We start from the raw sequence: 19,350 nt of genomic DNA on the forward strand, positions 1-19,350 counted from the left end.
GGGGACACCCTTCCCCGGACACTCCTCTGACGTAGTCGCGATCTTGCGAAGGTACAATGGTTTAACATTCATTTATTCACTATTTATCAAGATTCGGTTACACTATAAAAAAACTTCCCAAGGCGTTTTTTGGCACTGTACTATATTCGAGAAAACGAAACCATTATCAAAGAATCGGAAAACGATATCGTCGTGATATCGCCGACACTCTATTGGTATGCCTTTGCCCAATTTCCCACCAAGTCGTTGGCCAAAGCCCGCAGACTCGCCGACGCCTATCTCGACTCCCGACCCGAATCCTACCGAGACATCCATGTCGAAAAAAAGGAGGAGGGTTTTGATTGCTACGCCTATGACAAAGAGTACCTCACTGCCAAACTCGAAGAGCTCGGAGTTTCGAAGGCACCGGCCTATTTTCTTCAGCAGCTCTCTTCGCAGATGCCGTTGCGCATCGACGAAAAACTCGTCGCCGACGTCATCAACGGCATCTGCATCGAGCTGCCTGACGAAAGCAGGACGCTTCCGACACTCGATTCGCTCGATTTCGAAGCGGTCGCGAAGCCTTTCAACAAACGAGGGTCGGCGACGGTGCCGAAAAAACCGCTCATCGCGCTCGTCGCCCTGCTTTCGATAACGATGCTTCTTGACCTTTCGCTCCGCTACCAGCAGTATGCGGCCATCCGGGACGCCATCGAAAAAATCGGGCTGGACCGCTCCGTCTACGAACTGAAGTCCCTGGTTACGCGCTACGAAAAGAGAGCATCCGAGCAGGCGAAACTCCGCCAGGCCATCCGCAAGGCTCTGAAACAACAGGGCCTCAAAAAACTCAAATGCACTCCCGCCAAAGGGTGCCGGTATGAATAATCCTTTCATCAGAATCTCCCTCGCGAGTGTCGCAGCACTCCTGCTCGTATGGACAGGAGCGGCACTTCTTTTAAAATCCAAAACCGCTTCGGCACAAAAGGAGTATCAAGAAAAGAGTCTTTTGGCGGGCCGGTACGAAAGTCTGAAAAAGGTATGGTCGAAAAAGAGCCAGAAGTATGCGCAGAAAAAACTGAAAACGCTTCTGAGACTCTACAGTATCCGACCCGAAATCAGGAAAAAGCGCCATGAAAAAATCTACACTTTCCAAGTAGATAGAAGAAACGCCGACGCGGTGCTTGGCAAGCTTCTTAACAGTGGACTCGCCCTTTCGAGTTTCCGTGTCGAAAAGATCGATGCCGGGCACCTGAGAGTGCGTGTGGGGGTTCCTCTGTGATCTGGGTCAAACGCGCGGGCATCGCCATTGTCTCCCTCGTGCTCTGGCTCGCACTGGCTGCCGCTTTGGTCTCCAAGGAGCGCCTCTGCAACGCGGTAATCAACAGTGTCGCCCATCAGGAAAACATAACCCTCTGCTACGATGGGCGAACCACAACGTCCACGGGATGCACGATGCGCTACGTGCATCTTCTCTTCGCCCACTCCGCCGTCGCGAAGATCAAAACCTTCTCGGCGACACCGTGGCGCATCACCGCGGAAGGGATCCGGCTGGAGGGAATGGCCGCCGACGCATGGCCGCCTCGCATCAAATCTTTCATACTTTCGCCTTGGAGCGGGCGCATCCACGCCGAGGGGGATTTCGGCATTCTTGATGGCACCTTCTCTGTGGCCAAACGGAGGGTGGCCCTGCAACTGACACCCTCTTCGATCATGCGGCGGCAGTACCGTTCGACACTTCGCATGTTCAAACAGAAAAACGGAAAGTTCGTCTATGAAACGGCGTTTTGACAAACTTCTGCCGGCAGCGGTATGGCTGGGCATTTTTTTGTTCGGTGCCAAACTGGGTGCGCTGGTGGCGGAGATGTTTCTGCCACCGCTTCCGCAGCTTGAATGCCAAAGCGCCCTTTCGCATCCGAAGGAGCGCTACCCTTTCGCCGAAGCCTTTGGGCTCAAGAGCTCATCCGCCCGCCCAAAACCCTCTTCCCGTCCTGCGCCGAAAGTCTCTTTGAGGGGGTATCAGCTGACGATGACGGCGATCGGCGAACCGAGCATGGCCATCATTGTCCACCAGCGAAAAAGCAGGCTGCTCACCGTCGGAGAGACGATCGACGGCTTCAGACTCACGGAAGTCTATACCGACCGGGTCAAACTCGTCAAAAACGGCCAGAGTTACTGGCTGACGATGAAAAAATCGAAATCGTCCATTCGCACGAGACCCCGCCCCTCCGTCCGCGGGAGCAGACCCTCCGCCTACACGGAACAGATCCGGCACGAGGGCGACACCTATTATGTCCCCCGCGAGCTGCTCGAAGAGATGCACGACATCAAAAAAATCTTCAAATATATCTCGCTCAAGCCGATTTACAGGAACAACAAGATGGTCGGTTTCGGTATCGCGAAAGTGAAAAAAGGCTCCGTTTTTGATAAAATGGGTCTACGTAAACGTGATATCATCGAAAAGATTGACGGCAGCCCGCTGACCAGTGAGACGGAAGCGTTCAAATATTTCAACAAAATCAATGAATTGAGTTCACTCTCTTTGACGATCAAACGGGGAAGCGAGCACAAGGAGCTGCATTATGAGATTTTTTAAATATGTTTTATTGATGTTACTTTTGATGCCGGCTGTCGCATCGGCCGAGAAAATCACGATCAATTTCAACAACACCCCCATCAAGGATGTCATACGCTTCGTCGCGAAAGAGACCCACAACAACATTTTGATGAGCGACAAAATCAGCGGTACCGTCAATTTCGTCTCGGAAGAGCCCATCGAGAAGGATGAGCTCATCCCTCTGTTGACCCAGATTCTGCAAAACCGGGGATACACGCTGATCAACGGCAACAACGGCTATTTGATGGTAACTCGCGCGGCCAACGCGAAAAAGCTGGCCAGCCCCTACGAAAACGCGGAAGCGGGCATGGTCACGAAAATCATACGGGTCCACTACGTCAAAGCGAGCGACGCGGTCCAGAAGCTCCGGTATCTCAGCAGCCAGTTCGCCTCGGTCACTTTCGACAACAAGAAAAATGTCATCATCATGACCGATTATCCCAAACACATAAAAAATTTCGAAAAGACGCTTCGCAAAATCGATCAGCCGATGAAGAAGGAGATACGTTTCGTCTCGCTGGACAACGCCGACGCGACATCGGCCATCAAGGAACTCAATACCATTTTCAAGGCGCTGAGTACCACATTCCGATTCCCCGTGACACTGAGCGCCGATGCCAAGAGCAACAAAATCGTCGTTATCGCCGATGCCCACGACATTGCGAAAGCGACTCAGATTGTCAGGCGTTTCGACAGCCAGAACAGAGCCAAAGAGGTGATGAGCGACGTCATTTTCCTCAACAATGCCGAAGCGGCCGCGACGGTCAAGATTCTGACGGGTCTGATGAAAAGTTTCGACAAGGAGACCCAGGCCCACGTATCGGTCCAGGCCAAGGAAGATATCAACGCCATCGCCATCACCGGCACACCCCAGGCCGTTAAACTCATCACCAAGGTCATCAAGAAGCTCGACATCGAGCAGCAGCAGGTCTACGTCAAGGCCCATATCTACGAAATAAGCCAGCGTAAAATGGAAAGTCTGGGAATCAAGTGGGGTGCCGTCGCCGGAGGCATCACCGGAAACGTCCTGCTGACGGGACAGCTTCAGATGGGCGGCAGCGTTTTCACCCTTCCCGATATTCTTCGCGGCGCCCTGAATCTTGATGAAATCGATGCCAATGTCGCGGTCGGCGCCATCATCGACCTGATGAAGCAAAACGGTGCCGTCAACGTGATCAGCGAACCCAACATCCTCTGCATCAACAACAAAAAATCATCCGTCTACATCGGTAAGACCATCTCGATTCTCACCAGCCAGTCGACGGGAGACCAGACCACATCGACCACCCGAAACACCTACTCCCGGGAAGATATCGGTCTGACACTCGAGGTAAAACCGCAGATCGCCAGCGACAACAAAGTCCTGATGGAAGTGAAAACAAAACTCGAGGACATCGACCAGTCGAGCACCAAAGTCGCCGACCGGCCCACCACCTTCAAGCGGGAAGTCCAGACCGTCGCGATCGTCAGAGACGGTGAAAACGTCATCATCGGCGGCCTTTTGAAAGACTATTACTCCAAAGGAGTGACGAAAGTGCCCCTATTGGGGGACCTGCCGATCATCGGATCGATCTTCACATCGAAAAATGATATCAAGGACCAGATCAACGTCATCATTGTTCTGACACCCTATATCGTCAAAGACAGCCAGTCGCTGGCCGAAATCCAGATGAAAATCGCCAAAACCGAAGAGCTCAAAGCCGACCTGGCCAAAGTCCTCGAGAAGCGGCTCAAAGAGCGCAAAGCCACGTTCGAGCGCGATGAAAACGAAAGTGTTCCGACCGATGTTTTCGACCGTTAAAAATCTCGATCTGCCGGCATTTTCGGAGATACCCAACCTCGATTTCTATCTGAAAAACGGCCTGCTATTTGGCATCTACGAAGAGAAACCCCATGCCTGCATTCGTGAAAACCCCGACGCCAACATGCTCAACGCCCTCTCCCACCTGGGCGGAAAATATCCCCTGCTGGTACTCGATGAAGAGAGTTACGACAAACTGAAAAACAGATTCCTGGAGGCGCGAAGCGAAGAGGGTATCGGAGAGGTCGAAGGGTTCGAAACGCCGGAGGAAATCGAAAATTTCCTGCAGAACGAGGATCTGCTCAACAGTGAAAACTCCGCGCCGATCATCCGCTACGTCAACTCCCTGTTCGTCCAGGCGGTCAAAAGACGCGCGACCGATATTCACATCGAAACTTTCGAAAAGGAGGGGGATGTCCGCTTCCGTATCGACGGCGTGCTCAACAAGATCGCGACACTGAAAAGAGGGGCGATCGAATCGATCATCAACCGCATCAAGGTCATCTCAAATCTCGACATTTCCGAAACACGCATCCCCCAGGACGGCCGAACGAAGGTCACCATCGCCGGCTCGGGTGTGGATGTGAGGGTTTCGATTCTGCCGACCTACTACGGCGAGAAGGTGGTCATGCGACTTCTGATGAAGGGCGAATCGATCCCGTCGCTGCACAATCTCGGCTTCTCTGTTGAAATCTACAACAAACTCAAGTCACTGCTCAAACACAGTTACGGCATGATTTTGATCACCGGTCCCACCGGAAGCGGCAAATCGACGACGCTCCACTCCTTTCTCAAAGAGATCGATCACGAGCACTTCAATATCGTCACGATCGAGAACCCGGTGGAATACAATGCGCCGGGCGTCAACCAGATCCAGGTCAACGAAAAGGTCAATCTCACCTTCTCCGAAGCGCTGCGGTCCATACTTCGGCAGGATCCCGATGTCATCATGGTCGGGGAGATGCGGGACAAGGAGACGGCGAAAATCGCCACCCAGGCGGCGATGACGGGCCATCTGCTTCTTTCGACACTCCATACCAACAGCGCCGTGGCGGCAATTCCCCGGCTTTTCGACATGGGCATCGACCCCTTTCTCGTCCGATCCACGCTCATCGGGATTCTGGCCCAGCGGCTGGTGCGCAAACTCTGCCCCTACTGCAAGGTCGCCTATGCACCGAGCGAAGACGACATCGAGTATTTCTATCTCGAAAGCGACACGAAGGTCTACGGCCCAAAAGGGTGTAAAAAATGCGGCTTCACCGGGTATCGCGGACGACGGGCGATCGGCGAGATCATCCTCGTCGACGATGCATTCGGCGCAAAGATAAAGTACGGCGCCGACGAGCAGACCCTTCGGAACTATCTGATCGAAGAGACCGATTTCAGACCGATGTTCGAAGAGCTCAGAAGCATGGTCATCAGCGGTGAAACGAGTATTTCGGAAGCCATCCGCATCGGAGTCAAAGGGGTATGACGTTCACCTACAAGGGGTATGACAAAGCAGGCAAACGTATCCGGGGGACACTGAGCGCCACCTCCCTCGAAGCAGCGAAAGAGCAGCTGAAACATCGCGGATTCCTGATCGAGTCGATCAAACAAAAAACGCAGCTCTTCGTCCGTCCGATTCCTCCCGCTCTCATCGCCGCGTTGGGTCGCAACCTCAGCCTCTACCTCAAAGCCGGCATCTCCCTCAACCAGGGCCTGCACCTCATCGCAGACAACTATCCGAAAAAGAGCAAACAGCATCTCTTTCTACAGGAGGTCGCCCGGTATATCGAAAGCGGAGGCTCTTTTTCCGACGCCCTTGCGGCCCAGAGCATCTACACCGTGCCCTCCTACTTTCTCCATACCATCAAAGTGGCCCAAAAGAGCGGAAACCTCGAAATGGTTCTGCTCGAACTCTCCGACTATGTCCAGGAGCAGGAGCGCATCAAACGGGACGTCACCAAAGCGTTCATCTACCCCTCTTTCATCTTGCTCATCGCCATCGCGATGATCAATTTCATGCTCACGACCATCATTCCGAAAATCGTCGACATGTTCGAATCGACAAAAAGCGAACTGCCCACATCCACCAAAATCACACTCGCCCTCTCGCACTTTTTCCAGACCTATTCGTGGCTGCTGCTGATCGTAACGGTCATCGCAATCGCGGCATTGGCACTCACCTGGAAACGGAACGAAAAATTCGGTTATGCGATGGACCGCTTCGTCTTGAAAATCCCGCTTTTCGGTGAGATGATCGTCTTCATGGAGCTGGGTCGCTTCGGAAGGGTCATGGCCCTGCTGCTGCAAAGCGGTGTCCCTTTCGCCCAGGCACTCAATTTTGCGGCTCAGACCATCGGCAACCGCTACCTGCGGAAACTTTTCGCCAAAATCGCCGAACAGATCGTGGAGGGCAAAAGCTTCACCCAGGCCGTGCGCGAAAACGTCAAATCCCAAGAAATCCCCAACGACTTCGTCAACGCCGTCGCTCTCGGGGAAAAAAGTTCGCACCTCGCCTTCTCGCTCAAGAGCCTCTCCGAGCTATACGCCCAGCAGAACCGCGACAGAATCGAAGTGCTGCTCGCCCTGCTTGAGCCGGTGCTGATGCTCACCATCGGCGGGATCATCGGCTTTTTGGTCATCTCGATGCTGCTGCCGATTTTCTCGATCAGCCTGCAATGAGAGTGCGCAGCGAGACGTCGATCGGCAGCCATAGAGCTACGGAGTTGATCACCCGGATTTACATAGGCATCGAAATAGGATATATTTCCAAAATGCTTCATGCTTCAAAGAAAACTCATCAAACAAAGGAGAGATCATGAAATCTACCCGCAACCCGTTAACTTCCAACCGAACGAAAAAGCGCAAGGCTTTTTCGCTGTTGGAGCTGATGATCGTTATCATCATTCTGGGGCTTTTGAGCGCACTGGTGCTGCCGAACCTCCTGGGAAAGGCCGAAAGCGCCAAACGGAAACTGGTCTGCATCCAGATGAAACAGATCCAGGAGGCTCTCAAATCTTTCAAGTTCGACAACGGCATGTACCCCACCACCGAAGAGGGGCTCGAAGCGCTCCTTAAAAACCCCGATCCGGAAAAGTACACCAATTACGCCCCCACGGGTTATCTGGAGAGCAAAGCGCTGCCTCGCGACCCGTGGAAACATCCTTACGTCTACATCAGTGACGGAACCTCCGTCAACATCATCAGTCTGGGAGCCGACGGCAGAGAGGGGGGCGAAGGCGACGCCAAAGACATCACCCTGCAGGAGTGCGAACGGCAATAACGGGAAACGGTGAATGATTAACGCGAAACCGGTTGGAAGATCCATCATCAAAGCGCTCAAGCCGCCCGCTGAGAACTACAGAGCGCAAGGCGGTGCTTTTACTTTGATCGAACTTCTCATCGTCTTGCTGCTTATGGGCATCGTGTATGCGATCGCGTTCAACAATGTCATTCCGAAAACATCGAAAAAGGCAACGGCGAGCCTTTCGCTGCGGACGATCGACGGCTATTTCAAGAGTCTCTCCGCCTACCGCACGATGGATCTCGTTCTCTATGGCACAGAAAACGGAACGTGTTACCTTACAGGCAACGGGAAAATTCTTGAAACACTGAATCTTCCCCGCGTCGGCGAAGGGTACAGACTCAACCCGGACGAAACGCTTCAAAGCATCGACTATCCCCACCTGAAAATCGGAACGACGGAATTTGCGCCCGTCTTCTCCATCCGTTGTCGAAAAGACGGTATGCTGGATCCGCAGATCATCCGTGTAAACGAGAAATGGCTCTATATCCATCCTTTCGAACCACCGAAACTCTTCGACAATGCCGTTGAGATGGTCTCCTACATCCGCCAAAGCGATTATCTTCCGGACAGGGCCGGCTATGCACAGTAACCAAAATCTAAAATCGGAAATCGGAAAACACCCGCCGTTCACCGCTCGCTATTGCCGGGGCTTCACCCTTCTTGAAGTTCTGCTGAGCATTCTCATTCTTTTCACGATGGGACTGGCACTTTTGAAATTCGACGGATGGATCAAAGAGGATCTTTACCGATACCGCCAAAAAGCCGTACTTCTCTACCAGACGACACCGCTGCTATACGCGAGTATCCAGCGCATCCGTCGCAAGAATGTCTCCGTCTTCGACACGGCACGCTTCACCAAACTCAGAGATGACGAACTCTTCTGGCTCAGAAGTCTCAAAGGGAGAGTCACGGTAGGCAAAGAGGAGAAAAAAACCCTTTTTCAAAGCGGCGAGCTCGATCTGACCTACCGCTACTATCCGCTGCGTCTTGAACAGGGCGAAACGAGCGTCAGCTTCATCAGGATCAAACCGTAATGCCCATTCAAAGAGAAGAAACCGGGTTTCGGAAATCGGAAAATTCTTCCTTCTCCCCAATTTTCAATTTTCAATTATCAACTATCAATTCGACCACGCGCGCCTTCACCCTCATCGAAATGCTTATCTCCATCCTGCTGACCGCCATCGTCTTCACCTATCTCTATGCCACGCTTGAGAGTGTCAGGGGAGATCACGCACGTTACACGAAATCGGTCGGGAGCGTAACGACCAGCCAGAAGATCTACACGCTGCTGATGCAGGATATTACGCAGATGCGAAGTGCCGTGGAGATCATTCACGAGGCGGGGTATGACCGCATCGCATTCAAAACGGACCACTCCGTCTACGGAATGGCCCGCCCCTGGGTCCATTACTACATAAGCCGCAACGAAGAGGCGCTCATCCGTATTGAGGCGACCGCTCCGATCGACTTCTTCCGTACCAACTATGTCGGGGACAGCAACGGCACCTACTTTTTCGCCGACAGACTCGCTGCCGGATGCAGCTCCCTGCGCTTCACACTCAGCGGCCCGCGCATCAATCTGCTTCTTAGATGCAAAGATATCACCCCGATTGTCGCGGTCTTCTACAAGGGGGACCAGTGAGACGCGGTATCGTTCTTTTCATTACGCTGGGTATTTTGATGCTGCTTGCTTCCATCATTTTCCTCTTCCTGCAGCAAAGCGGAACCCTGAAAAAGAGTGTACGCAAAAATGTCGCAGTCATCCAGACCAATCTGATTCTCAGCGACCTGAGTGGCTTTCTCAAATCCCAGAACTTCTCCCAGGACGATCTTTTCTACGGATCCGGGATTCCGGTGTCACTCGACCTGGGACCGATATCCAGTTTTCTCACGATCGATTCCGCCCAGCGCAAAATCAACCTCAACGCGATTCTCGCGTCGGTACAGAAAGACCAGATCGCGTTCGATACGTTCTTGGATTGGATGGAGCGGCACAATGTCAAAAATCCGCGACTGATGCTCGCGCTGCTGCTGGACACCTACGATACCGACGTTTACGAAAGAGAGAGAGGCAGTGAAATCCGGCTCAACCAACCCTGGTTCCAAAATGGTGCCATCGCCAACGCCAAGGCCCTGGAGACGATACTCGAGACCTACCGTATTCTTGGCAATGAAGAGAATCTCTCCTTGCGGCTGTGGAAAGATGTTTTCGGTTTCGAAGGGAGCACTTTCGATCTCAATTACGCCACCAGCGATCAGCTGCAGCTCCTCTACCCGGACTATCCCCAAACGACCCTTTCGAAACTCTCCGCCCATACCGAACGGTACGAAAAGCCCGACGATATTCCGATCGACGACGAATACAAGATGACGATTCTGCAGCCACGTTTTGGCATCACGCCGGTGCTTTCGACGCAGACCATCGCCATTTCGGTCGATTTCAATACGACACAGGAGTGCAGCGGTTCTATGGGATTTTGGATGGGGATGAAAAAGAAAAAAATCACCCATCTGACACTCTCTCCGATTCTTTGTCCCTGATTTTTCAATATTTTTCGATATAATATCAACAAAAATTAAGGTTTGTATGCGCGTTGCAATTGTCCGTCTGACCGCGATGGGGGATGTGATTCACACATTGGCGAGTCTGCAGTTTGTCAAAGAAAAAAGTGCCGATATCGAATTGACATGGTTCGTGGAAGAGAAATTCGCCCCGATTCTTTTCAACAATCCCGACATCGACCATGTCGTGCCTTTGAATCTTCACAGCCTCAAAGAGAAGCTCTCTTTCGACGTGATTGGCGATATCTACAAAAAAATAAAAAGAGCGGGGCCTTTCGACCTCGTCATCGATGTACAAGGTCTCATCAAATCGGCCATCGTCGCAAAGATAGCGGGCCAAAAAACCGCAGGGCTCGACAGGAACTCCGCCAAAGAGGGTATTGCCTCATTCTTTTATCGCCATCGCTATCGTGTGGACTGCGCCAACATCGCGCCGGTGCGCTTCGCCTCGCTCATCGCACAGGCACTCGGCATGGAGATAACGAGGGAGATGCTTTTGAAAAAAAAGCCCTATCTTTTTTTCGACAAAGGGCGCATCGATACCGATATCGACACTCTGTTTTCAAAAAAAAGCAGAAACGTTCTTGTCGTCACCGCCGCCAGTAACGCCAGCAAAACCTATCCCGCAGAGAGGTTCGTCGAACTCATCGAAGAGCTTCGGGACCACAACGTTCTTCTGATAGCCGGAAGCGCTGCGGAGCGCAGAGAGGCCGAAGAGATCGCCCGAAATTCCCACGCCACACTCCTGCCGGCCATGGACCTCAACACCCTCAAATACGCCGTCGGACGATGCGATCTGCTCATCGGCGGGGACACGGGCCCAAGCCATATAGCGTGGGCCATGAACAAACCGTCGATACTTCTCTTCGGTGCCACACCCAAAACGATGATGATGGAAACCCCCGTCAACGTCGCCATCACCTCAGGTATGAGGGTCCACCCCTGCCGTTTCGACAAAGGCGACCGTTCCATCGCGACCATTCCTCCCGAAAAAGTGGCCGAAACGGCCCAAAGGCTGCTGGCGTGAAAGATTTCGCTTACGTCACTTTGTACCGTCTTTTTCGGCTTTTTGTTCTCTATACGCCAAAATCCGTCCGTTTCCCTGTCGTTCGGTCGATGGCACGGTTCGCCTACATCCTCGACCGTCGCCACAGACGCATCGCTTATGTCAATCTCGACATCGCCTTTGACGACACCCTTCCCGCTGAGGAAAAAAAGCGTATCGTCAAACGCACCTACGAAAACCTGCTTTTTCTTATCCATGATTTTGTGCTAAATCAGTCGATCGGAAAAACCGATCTGCTCGAAAAAGTGAAGATCGTCGACCGACACTATATCGATGAAGCCGCTTCCCGAGACAAGCCTCTTATTTTCATAACCGCCCACTATGGCAACTGGGAAATCGCCCCTCTTGTGAGTGCCGCGCTTTACGGACCCATCACCATCGTGGGACGTCCCCTCGATTCGAGAAAAATGAACGAGATTCTCAAAAGAGGCAGGGAGCGGTTTGATGTGGAGCTTGTGGAAAAAAGAGGGGCCATGCGCCGGTTGATCACGGCGCTTAGAAATGGAAGAAACGTGGGGTTGTTGGTCGATCAGAACACCACCCGGGACGAGGGGATCGAAGTGCAGTTTTTCGGAAAAACGGTGCGCCACACGCCCGCCGCCGCCCTGTTGGCCAGGCGGCTGGATCTGGCGGTCGTGCCCATTTTCGTCCGTTCCGACGATCACGAACACTACACGATCAAAGTCTACCCGCCCATCGAACCGGTCAAAACCGAGAATGCGGAAGAGGATATCAAACGCCATGTCCAGGCGCAGGCCGATGTGACGGAACGGGCCATTCGCGAAAAGCCCGACGAGTGGTTCTGGCTGCACAAACGGTGGCGGAGCCATTACAACACCCTCTATGAGAAAGGGCCTGCCCGATGAGAATTCTGCATACCGAATGGATCCGCACAAAAGGGGGCCAGAGCATGCGGGTACTGGAGGACCTCAAGATCATCGAGGAGCTAGGGCATACGCCCTATCTCGCCTGCCGGAAAGAGAGCTGGCTCTATGAAGAGGCGCGCCGCAGGGGCTTTGAAACGTTCGCCCTCCCTTTCGGCCATCTGGCCGATCCGAAACCCTACCTTGAAATGGTACGGCTGATTCAGCACCTCAGAGTGGAGATCGTCCATACCCACAGCAGCAAAGACAGCTATCCCGCCACCTATGCCGCCAAACTGCTCGGCATAAAAACGGTGCGCAGCCGCCATATCGAACTGACCAAAAAGCCGGGGCATCTTTTCCGCCTGGCCGACCGTATCGTCACCACGGGAGAGCGCATCAAAGAAGAGCTTCTCGATTGCGGCCTATCGGAGAAAAAAGTGGTCTCCATCCCGACCTATCCCGACCCGCGGCGCTTCGTCCCCTCCATCGACCGGCGCCGGGCTTTCCGGCATAATTTGACGATAGGCACCGATACGGTCGTCATCGGCACGATGGCCGGCGCGGGAAATCGCAAGCGGGGATGGGCGCTTGTCGACATGATGCCCGCCATCCTCCAAACCCGTCCCGAGACCGTACTGCTCATCGCCGGTGACAGCCGAGGCGATGCGGCCGAGAGACTGCAGGCGCGAATCGACGCCCTTGGCTTGCAAAACCGTGTCCGGTTTGTCGGGTATGTGCAGCCCGAAACTTTTCTGGATGCCGTCGATATCTACGCCTGCCCTTCCGAAAAAGAGGGGCTTCCCCAGGCACTGATGCAGGCGATGATGATGGGCAAAGCCTGCCTCTCCACCGATGTGGGAAGCATTCCGGAGCTGAATGCGGAAGAGAATCTTCTTCTAACCGATAAAGAGGACCTGGCCGGTTTTGCGACGCTACTGCAAAATCTGGCCGGTGATAGAGACCGGATTCGCCGACTGGGCGAAACGAACCGGCGCCTCGCCCTCGAACGCTTCAACCGGGATGTCATGAAAGCAAAAAGCGACCGGCTCTATCGGGAGTTGGCGGAAGGTGTAAAGCGTGGTTGATGCCGTCACCGTCACGATATTGACGAAAAATTCGGAAAAATATCTCGCGAAGTGTCTTAATGCGCTGCAAGATTTCGACGAGGTCCTCGTTTTGGACAACGGATCGGAAGACAACACGCTCTCCATCGCCCGCGGGTATTCCAATGTCCGAATCATCGAACATCCCTTCATCGGGTTCGGCCCCATGAAAAACCTGGCGGCCCGAAGCGCCCGCAACGATTGGATTTTGAGTATCGACAGCGACGAAATTCTGACAGCGCAGTTGCTCGACTCCATCCGGCTTCTGAATCCGAAAACGAAAAACCGGGTCTATACGATGAACCGTCTCAACCATTACCGCCAAAAGCCCATCCGGTGCTGCGGGTGGTACCCGGATGTTGTGGCAAGGCTCTATAACCGTACCCATACACGCTTCAGCGATGCGATGGTCCATGAAAGTCTGATCATAAAACCCGATACCCGAAAAACAAGCCTCAAAGGCCAGATCCTCCACTACCCCTTCGACAGCGCTGCCGCGTTGATCGAGAAAATGCAAAGCTACTCCACGCTCTATGCCGAAGAGAAAAAAAGTGCTTCGTCCCCCGCCAAAGCGTTCTGGCGGGCATGTTTCTCTTTTTTCAAAAACTACATTTTCCGCCGGGGATTTCTCTGCGGCTACGAAGGGCTTCTCATCAGCGTCTCCAACGCCAACGGGGTCTTTTACAAATATATCAAACTTTACGAAAAAACGTTGGAGAAAAAACGGTGAAAACCTCCGTCATCGTCACCACCTACAACTGGCCCGAAGCGCTTTCACTCACTCTCGACTCTCTGCTGCGCCAGACACGCCTGCCCGACGAAGTGATCATAGCCGACGACGGCTCCGGCAAAGCGACCGCCGAAGTCGTGGAAGCGTTCGCGGCCAAAGCCCCCTTCCCCGTCCTCCACGCATGGCAGGAGGATGAAGGTTTCAGGCTGGCGATGTCCCGCAACCGTGCCATCGCCAAGGCCAAAGGAGAGTACATCATTGTCATCGACGGCGATCTGATTTTGCACGAAGCCTTCGTGGAAGATCACCTCAAAAACGCGCAGCCCGGGCTCTATCTTCAGGGCGGACGGGTTCTTCTGGGAGAGAGAATGACGAAAGATATCTTTGCCAAAAGTTTCGACCCGCGAAACATCGGCCCCTTTTCACCCGACCTCGGCAACCGCAAAAACGCCCTGCGAAACAGGCTTCTCTCCAGACTCTTTTTACGCTCCTCCACTACGATGAAGGGAATCAAAGGGTGCAACTTTTCCCTTTTCAAAAAGGAGATTCTTGCCGTCAACGGGTTCGACAACCGATTCGTCGGATGGGGCAGAGAAGACAGCGAATTCGTCGCCAGGCTTTACAAAGCCGGCATGCAGCGCAAAAATCTCAAATTCGCCGCCGTCGCATACCATCTCTACCATCCGGAAAACGAACGGGCCGCACTGCCGCAAAACGACGAGAGACTGCAAAAGACTCTTTTGGGCGATCGTATCCGATGTGAAGACGGAATCGACAGATTTTTGAAGAGGGTGGAGGAATGAAGAAAATCTACTTCGTTCGCCGTCAACACAACCCCTTCGGCGGAGTGGAGCGCTATTTCGAGCGATTGGTCAAAGAGATGAAACGGCGCGGAAAATTCGATGTGGAAGTACTGCATATCACGCAACCGAAATGGATGCCCTCCTGGATCAAACTGCCATGGTACGACTACCAGGTCTGCAGTACGCGCAAAGAGGGGGTCTACTTTTCCAACGACCGCCTCTCCTGTCTGGACATCCACCGCGCCGGCGGCGGTACTCACAAAACGTTTCTAAAGGTCAAGGGATTCAGCCTCAACCCCCTCCATCCCGTTTATCTCTGGCTGGAAAAAAGGGCGCTGGAAAACAGCCGACAGATCATTGCCATTTCCAAAATGGTCAAACGCAATATCATCGATGACTACGGTATCGACGAAAAGAAAATCACCGTTATCTACAACGGCATCGACATGGAAGAGATTCCGGAAGAGGCGATACACGAAAAAAAAGTGAAAATATTCGAAGAGTTCGCGCTTGAAGAGATGGACCTGCCTGTTATTCTCTATGTAGGCAGCGGTTACGAACGCAAAGGGGTTTGGGAATTTCTCGAAATCCTGTCCAGATTAAAATCGCCTTTTCACGCCTTTGTCGTGGGAAAAGAAAAACACATGCGAAAATATATTCAACGGGCCGAAACACTCGGCATTGCCAAGCGTGTTACCTTTGCCGGCCCACGCCGTGACGTGGAGAATTTCTATGCCGCTTCCGATATTTTTCTTTTTCCGTCCCACTACGAACCTTTCGGAAGTGTCGTTTTGGAGGCCATGCATTTCGGGAACGCCATAATCACCACCCGGCAAACCGGTGCAGGAGAAATCCTGGAAACAGAACCCCGGATGGAGACACCGAAAGATTTTACAATTATTCCCTATATAGAAGAGCTGTTACAAAACCGTTCAAAGCTTGAGAATATAAAAAAACACAACCGTACCCTGGTCGAAAACTACTCCATGAAACGCAATGTGGATGAAACCATCGCGGTCATCGAAAAGGTTCTGGATTGAAAGAACGGGTAAAGATCGATCCCGAGCTCTTCATCGGTGACGGAACGGAGAGGCTCTGTTACCTTCACCCCGGAAACCGCGCATGGTGCATCAAAATCCCCCGCTCCTCTTCCCATACGAAACAGCATCGCCACGATCTCAAAATTTATAATAAACTGGCGAAAAGAGAGAACGGTTTTCGTCATATCGCCGCATTCAGGGGAACCGTCATAACGGAAAGAGGCGAAGGCCTGCTCTTCGAGACGGTTCGAAACGGCGACGGCAGTGTGGCGAAAAGTCTGCTGCACTATCTCTACAATGCCCCGGATCGAATCGACGAAGAGATGATTTCGGCACTTCGGGAGTTGGAAAATTTCATAAAAAAGGAGCGGATCATTCTCAAAGACCCGAGCCCGTCCAACCTTCTTTACCAACAAAACGGAAGCGGTGGACGATTCGTCATCATCGACGGTATCGATCTGCCTGCCGTTCCGCTCTTCGCGGATTTCAAAATATCGAAACAGTGGGAGAAAGTCCTCCGTCGTCTCTATCGGGAGAGCGGTGACAATCCTGCGGTTAGGAAACTCCTAGCTGCCTCATGGCCCAATCTGTTTTCACAGGAAGCACAATGAATCTACCCGTCGAGCGGTTGAAGCTCTTTTTCAAGATCAACTTTTTCATCACTTCTCTCTTCTTTTTGGGTTTTCTGATATTCAACAAAGAGACGAAAACCCTCTATTTCACGATTCCCGCGGCCGTATCGACCGCCGCTTTGCTGTATCTGCTCTATTTCATTCTGCTGCGTCCCTTTTTCCGTTTTTACAGAGTCGTCCTTCCTTTGATGACGGCTCTTTTCATCGTAACGAACTATCTGCTGCTCTTCGATTTTTTCCTATTTAGGATCTGGAAATTCCACATCAACGCCATGGTCCTCAACATCATCTTCTCTCCGGCGGCCTACGACAGCATCCAGGTAGGCTACGGCCCGCCGCTGGTAACGGCGCTTTACTTCACTCTTTTTACCGCTTTGGAACTTTGGCTCATTCGTTTCATCAAACGCCACGATGAGCAACTTTTTTCTTGGAACCGCCTGTTCAACAAAACGGTATTGCCGGCCGTCATCGCGCTGTTTTTGTGGGAGAAGGTCTATTACGGCCTGCAAAACATGAAAGCCAACGATCTGATATTAGAAAGCGTCAAACCCATTCCTCTCTATCAACCCTTCACTTTCGCGCGATTTGCAAGCAGATACCTGGGCATCGAAAAGGTTGAACGCAAAACGACCGACATCGCCACCCGCAAGGACGCCAAAGTCCACTATCCTCTCGAGCCTGTCAAAATCGGAAAAACCCATCCCGTTCCCATCTTCATTTTTGGCTCCGATGCGGTTCGTACCGATATGATCACACAGGAAATCATGCCCAGCGTCACGGCCTTTTCCCGAGATGCCACCTTTTACCGAGGCGTGATTACAGGCGGCAACTGTACCCGTTTCGGCCTCTTCAGCTTCTTCTACGGCCTCAACGCCCCTTACTGGTTCGCCTTTCTCCATGCCAAAAAGGGGCCGGTCCTCTTCGATGTCCTGAAACGTCTCCAATATCAGATCGGAATATTCTACAGCACCGATACCCGCTGGCCGGAGTTTCGTCAAACGATCTTTTACGATGTCAAAACACGGATTCATGACCATATGCCGGGCGCACCGTGGCAAATGGATGCGACCCTGACCGAAAAATGGCTGCAATGGATCGATGAACAGAATCTCTCCAAACCCATCTTCTCCTTCGTTTTCCTGGACGCTCCCCACGGTCGATCCTATCCCCAAGAGGCGGCCATATTCCAGCCCGACGGCGGGGGAAGAACCAACTACACCACCGCAAGCGCCAAAGACAGAAAAGAACTTTTCAACCAATACAAAAACGCCATTCATTACGATGATGCGCTTTTGGGGAAAATGCTCGACAAACTCAAACGAACCGGACTCTACGATCGCTCCGTCATCGTTTTCATGTCCGACCACGGGGAGGAGTTTTTCGAACACGGCCATTTCAGCCACAACAACGCCTTCGACAAAGAGCAGACCAATTCATCTCTGATCGTGAAGCTTCCCGGACACTCTCCCAAGAGCATCGACCAACTCGCTTCAAGCATCGATTTCATCCCCTCACTTCTGAAATATTTGGGAGTAAGAAACGCCCTTTCCACTTTTTCCAATGCCCAAAACATGTTCTCCAAATCCTATCACCGAACTTTCGCCACCTGCGGCAACTGGTACCACAATGCGATAATCACACCGAGTTATACTTTTGTCTTTTCCAATCTTCCCAACGAAATTTTGAAAACAAAAGTGTATAAAACCGACGATTACAGCCGCGTATACCATCCCAAAGGGGATATCAGCAAAATTATCTTAGAGGTTTTGAATGAAAACAGAAAATTCATCCAGTAACCGACCGCCCTGCATCGTGCTTTTCAACATGACCCTCTCCGGGGGAGCGGGAAATTACATTGTCACACTGGCGGACGCCTTGGCGAAACAGGGGGTGCAAACCCATATCGTTATTTACAAAGATGCCGTCGATTACGCGATACCCCAGGGCGTTCAACTGCATAAACTTTTGGCGAAAAACAGAAAGGATCTCAAAGGCGAGTTGCGGAATCTGTTGGCGTCATTGAAGCCAGTCGATCTGATTCTCTCCAACTCCACTCCTTCGAACAAGATTCTCTCCAGCCTCCATCTGCCCAATGCGATGCACATAGTTCACAGTGCGGAGACCAAAACGTATCGCGGCTTTTTCGCTCCGCTGAAGTGGTGGTGGCGCAAACGCACCTATCGAAAACTCTACTCAGACAAACACCTCATCACCGTCTCCAAAGGCTTGCAAGAATATATCGTCAATACCCTAAGCGCCCGCCCGCTTTCGATTCATACCTTATACAACCCGTTCAATATCAAGGAAATTCGTCATCTTGCAGATCAAAAGCCAAAAGAGATTCCGGCAAGGCCCTATCTTCTGCATGTTGGGCGATTGAATGTCGGCCAAAAACGTCATGATTTGCTACTGGAAGCCTACAAAAAAGCTGCTATTCCTTACAAACTATATATCGTCGGCGAAGGACCGGATCGGGATCGCATTCAATCGCTCATCGATCAAATGGGCCTTACGGAGCAAGTGATTTTACAAGGACACAGTGACAATCCATACGCATGGATGCGCCATGCCAAACTTTTAATTCTCTCCTCCGATTACGAAGGTTTTTCTCGGGTCCTCGCCGAAGCGCTGATCGTGGGGACTCCCGTCGTCAGTACTGATTGTCCCAGTGGACCTTCGGAAATTCTTACCGGCCAATTGAAAGCCTATCTTTCCCCCCCCGGTAATTTCGATGCTTTGGCTCTTAATATTCAAAAAGCACTCAAGGCGTATCCGGATCTCTCAAGATTCGATCTCTCCCATTTAGATGCCGGGTGCATCGCCCAGGAATTGGTAAAATCCATAATGGCGATGAAAAAATGA

21 protein-coding genes are annotated in these 19,350 nt (G+C 52.3%); all 21 read left to right on the forward strand.

All coding sequences use genetic code 11. The annotated features are described in order from the left end of the window. Positions 1 to 129: 129 nt before the first annotated feature. The 21 genes from JMG82_RS05480 (at position 130) to JMG82_RS05580 (ending at position 19,350) form a co-directional block, all read left to right on the forward strand. Positions 130 to 864 carry a hypothetical protein gene (locus tag JMG82_RS05480; RefSeq protein WP_201353970.1) on the forward strand — a complete coding sequence of 245 codons (735 nt, stop codon included), beginning with the start codon at positions 130 to 132 and terminating at the stop codon, positions 862 to 864. Further along, positions 857 to 1,258, forward strand: a complete 402-nt coding sequence (locus JMG82_RS05485) for a hypothetical protein (RefSeq protein WP_201353972.1) — start codon at positions 857 to 859, stop codon at positions 1,256 to 1,258. The genes JMG82_RS05480 and JMG82_RS05485 overlap by 8 nt, the downstream gene beginning before the upstream one ends. After that, positions 1,255 to 1,767, forward strand: coding sequence for a hypothetical protein (locus tag JMG82_RS05490; RefSeq protein ID WP_201353973.1), 513 nt, complete (start codon positions 1,255 to 1,257; stop codon positions 1,765 to 1,767). The genes JMG82_RS05485 and JMG82_RS05490 overlap by 4 nt, the downstream gene beginning before the upstream one ends. Further along, on the forward strand, positions 1,751 to 2,572 hold the full coding sequence (locus JMG82_RS05495) for a PDZ domain-containing protein (protein ID WP_201353976.1): 822 nt from the start codon (positions 1,751 to 1,753) through the stop codon (positions 2,570 to 2,572). The genes JMG82_RS05490 and JMG82_RS05495 overlap by 17 nt, the downstream gene beginning before the upstream one ends. After that, a complete protein-coding gene (locus JMG82_RS05500; protein ID WP_201353978.1) occupies positions 2,559 to 4,394 on the forward strand; it encodes a secretin N-terminal domain-containing protein in 1,836 nt (611 codons plus the stop codon). The genes JMG82_RS05495 and JMG82_RS05500 overlap by 14 nt, the downstream gene beginning before the upstream one ends. Further along, positions 4,378 to 5,868, forward strand: a complete 1,491-nt coding sequence (locus tag JMG82_RS05505) for a GspE/PulE family protein (RefSeq protein WP_201353980.1) — start codon at positions 4,378 to 4,380, stop codon at positions 5,866 to 5,868. Before JMG82_RS05500 ends, JMG82_RS05505 begins: the two co-directional genes overlap by 17 nt. Continuing rightward, positions 5,865 to 7,061 carry a type II secretion system F family protein gene (locus JMG82_RS05510; RefSeq protein WP_201353982.1) on the forward strand — a complete coding sequence of 399 codons (1,197 nt, stop codon included), beginning with the start codon at positions 5,865 to 5,867 and terminating at the stop codon, positions 7,059 to 7,061. Before JMG82_RS05505 ends, JMG82_RS05510 begins: the two co-directional genes overlap by 4 nt. A 136-nt stretch (positions 7,062 to 7,197) precedes the next feature. Then, positions 7,198 to 7,662, forward strand: a complete 465-nt coding sequence (gspG, locus tag JMG82_RS05515) for a type II secretion system major pseudopilin GspG (RefSeq protein WP_201353985.1) — start codon at positions 7,198 to 7,200, stop codon at positions 7,660 to 7,662. Between the two features lie 13 nt (positions 7,663 to 7,675). Next, positions 7,676 to 8,275, forward strand: coding sequence for a prepilin-type N-terminal cleavage/methylation domain-containing protein (locus JMG82_RS05520; RefSeq protein ID WP_201353987.1), 600 nt, complete (start codon positions 7,676 to 7,678; stop codon positions 8,273 to 8,275). Further along, a complete protein-coding gene (locus JMG82_RS05525) occupies positions 8,265 to 8,720 on the forward strand; it encodes a type IV pilus modification PilV family protein (RefSeq protein ID WP_201353989.1) in 456 nt (151 codons plus the stop codon). Before JMG82_RS05520 ends, JMG82_RS05525 begins: the two co-directional genes overlap by 11 nt. Continuing rightward, on the forward strand, positions 8,720 to 9,328 hold the full coding sequence (locus JMG82_RS05530; protein ID WP_269089363.1) for a PulJ/GspJ family protein: 609 nt from the start codon (positions 8,720 to 8,722) through the stop codon (positions 9,326 to 9,328). Before JMG82_RS05525 ends, JMG82_RS05530 begins: the two co-directional genes overlap by 1 nt. After that, the gene (locus JMG82_RS05535) at positions 9,325 to 10,227 is read left to right on the forward strand and encodes a hypothetical protein (protein WP_201353993.1); all 903 of its coding nucleotides are present in this window, start codon (positions 9,325 to 9,327) and stop codon (positions 10,225 to 10,227) included. Before JMG82_RS05530 ends, JMG82_RS05535 begins: the two co-directional genes overlap by 4 nt. 46 nt (positions 10,228 to 10,273) lie before the next feature. Further along, complete coding sequence (gene waaC, locus JMG82_RS05540) at positions 10,274 to 11,275, forward strand: lipopolysaccharide heptosyltransferase I (protein ID WP_201353996.1); 1,002 nt, start codon at positions 10,274 to 10,276, stop codon at positions 11,273 to 11,275. Beyond that, a complete protein-coding gene (locus JMG82_RS05545) occupies positions 11,272 to 12,180 on the forward strand; it encodes a lipid A biosynthesis lauroyl acyltransferase (protein ID WP_201353998.1) in 909 nt (302 codons plus the stop codon). The genes waaC and JMG82_RS05545 overlap by 4 nt, the downstream gene beginning before the upstream one ends. After that, a complete protein-coding gene (locus JMG82_RS05550) occupies positions 12,177 to 13,265 on the forward strand; it encodes a glycosyltransferase family 4 protein (RefSeq protein ID WP_201354000.1) in 1,089 nt (362 codons plus the stop codon). The genes JMG82_RS05545 and JMG82_RS05550 overlap by 4 nt, the downstream gene beginning before the upstream one ends. Beyond that, positions 13,258 to 14,013, forward strand: coding sequence for a glycosyltransferase family 2 protein (locus tag JMG82_RS05555; protein ID WP_201354002.1), 756 nt, complete (start codon positions 13,258 to 13,260; stop codon positions 14,011 to 14,013). Before JMG82_RS05550 ends, JMG82_RS05555 begins: the two co-directional genes overlap by 8 nt. Next, positions 14,010 to 14,816 (forward strand): glycosyltransferase family 2 protein, encoded by an 807-nt coding sequence (locus JMG82_RS05560; RefSeq protein WP_201354003.1) that lies wholly within the window; start codon positions 14,010 to 14,012, stop codon positions 14,814 to 14,816. Before JMG82_RS05555 ends, JMG82_RS05560 begins: the two co-directional genes overlap by 4 nt. Then, positions 14,813 to 15,856, forward strand: coding sequence for a glycosyltransferase family 4 protein (locus JMG82_RS05565; RefSeq protein ID WP_201354005.1), 1,044 nt, complete (start codon positions 14,813 to 14,815; stop codon positions 15,854 to 15,856). Before JMG82_RS05560 ends, JMG82_RS05565 begins: the two co-directional genes overlap by 4 nt. Continuing rightward, positions 15,853 to 16,467 carry a YrbL family protein gene (locus tag JMG82_RS05570; protein WP_201354007.1) on the forward strand — a complete coding sequence of 205 codons (615 nt, stop codon included), beginning with the start codon at positions 15,853 to 15,855 and terminating at the stop codon, positions 16,465 to 16,467. The genes JMG82_RS05565 and JMG82_RS05570 overlap by 4 nt, the downstream gene beginning before the upstream one ends. Next, the gene (locus JMG82_RS05575; protein WP_201354009.1) at positions 16,464 to 18,284 is read left to right on the forward strand and encodes a sulfatase-like hydrolase/transferase; all 1,821 of its coding nucleotides are present in this window, start codon (positions 16,464 to 16,466) and stop codon (positions 18,282 to 18,284) included. The genes JMG82_RS05570 and JMG82_RS05575 overlap by 4 nt, the downstream gene beginning before the upstream one ends. After that, positions 18,259 to 19,350, forward strand: a complete 1,092-nt coding sequence (locus JMG82_RS05580) for a glycosyltransferase (protein ID WP_201354011.1) — start codon at positions 18,259 to 18,261, stop codon at positions 19,348 to 19,350. Before JMG82_RS05575 ends, JMG82_RS05580 begins: the two co-directional genes overlap by 26 nt.

The sequence above is a fragment of the Hydrogenimonas urashimensis genome (assembly GCF_016593255.1).
In the GTDB taxonomy this organism is placed as follows: Bacteria; Campylobacterota; Campylobacteria; order Campylobacterales; family Hydrogenimonadaceae; genus Hydrogenimonas; species Hydrogenimonas urashimensis.

Coding starts and splice junctions, on each gene's coding strand:
- JMG82_RS05495 (WP_201353976.1), top strand. CDS start 1,751: ATGAAACGGCGTTTTGACAAACTTCTGCCGGCAGCGGTATGGCTGGGC.
- JMG82_RS05575 (WP_201354009.1), top strand. CDS start 16,464: ATGAATCTACCCGTCGAGCGGTTGAAGCTCTTTTTCAAGATCAACTTT.
- waaC (WP_201353996.1), top strand. CDS start 10,274: ATGCGCGTTGCAATTGTCCGTCTGACCGCGATGGGGGATGTGATTCAC.
- JMG82_RS05525 (WP_201353989.1), top strand. CDS start 8,265: ATGCACAGTAACCAAAATCTAAAATCGGAAATCGGAAAACACCCGCCG.
- JMG82_RS05505 (WP_201353980.1), top strand. CDS start 4,378: ATGTTTTCGACCGTTAAAAATCTCGATCTGCCGGCATTTTCGGAGATA.
- JMG82_RS05520 (WP_201353987.1), top strand. CDS start 7,676: ATGATTAACGCGAAACCGGTTGGAAGATCCATCATCAAAGCGCTCAAG.
- JMG82_RS05485 (WP_201353972.1), top strand. CDS start 857: ATGAATAATCCTTTCATCAGAATCTCCCTCGCGAGTGTCGCAGCACTC.
- JMG82_RS05500 (WP_201353978.1), top strand. CDS start 2,559: ATGAGATTTTTTAAATATGTTTTATTGATGTTACTTTTGATGCCGGCT.
- gspG (WP_201353985.1), top strand. CDS start 7,198: ATGAAATCTACCCGCAACCCGTTAACTTCCAACCGAACGAAAAAGCGC.
- JMG82_RS05565 (WP_201354005.1), top strand. CDS start 14,813: ATGAAGAAAATCTACTTCGTTCGCCGTCAACACAACCCCTTCGGCGGA.
- JMG82_RS05530 (WP_269089363.1), top strand. CDS start 8,720: ATGCCCATTCAAAGAGAAGAAACCGGGTTTCGGAAATCGGAAAATTCT.
- JMG82_RS05510 (WP_201353982.1), top strand. CDS start 5,865: ATGACGTTCACCTACAAGGGGTATGACAAAGCAGGCAAACGTATCCGG.
- JMG82_RS05550 (WP_201354000.1), top strand. CDS start 12,177: ATGAGAATTCTGCATACCGAATGGATCCGCACAAAAGGGGGCCAGAGC.
- JMG82_RS05580 (WP_201354011.1), top strand. CDS start 18,259: ATGAAAACAGAAAATTCATCCAGTAACCGACCGCCCTGCATCGTGCTT.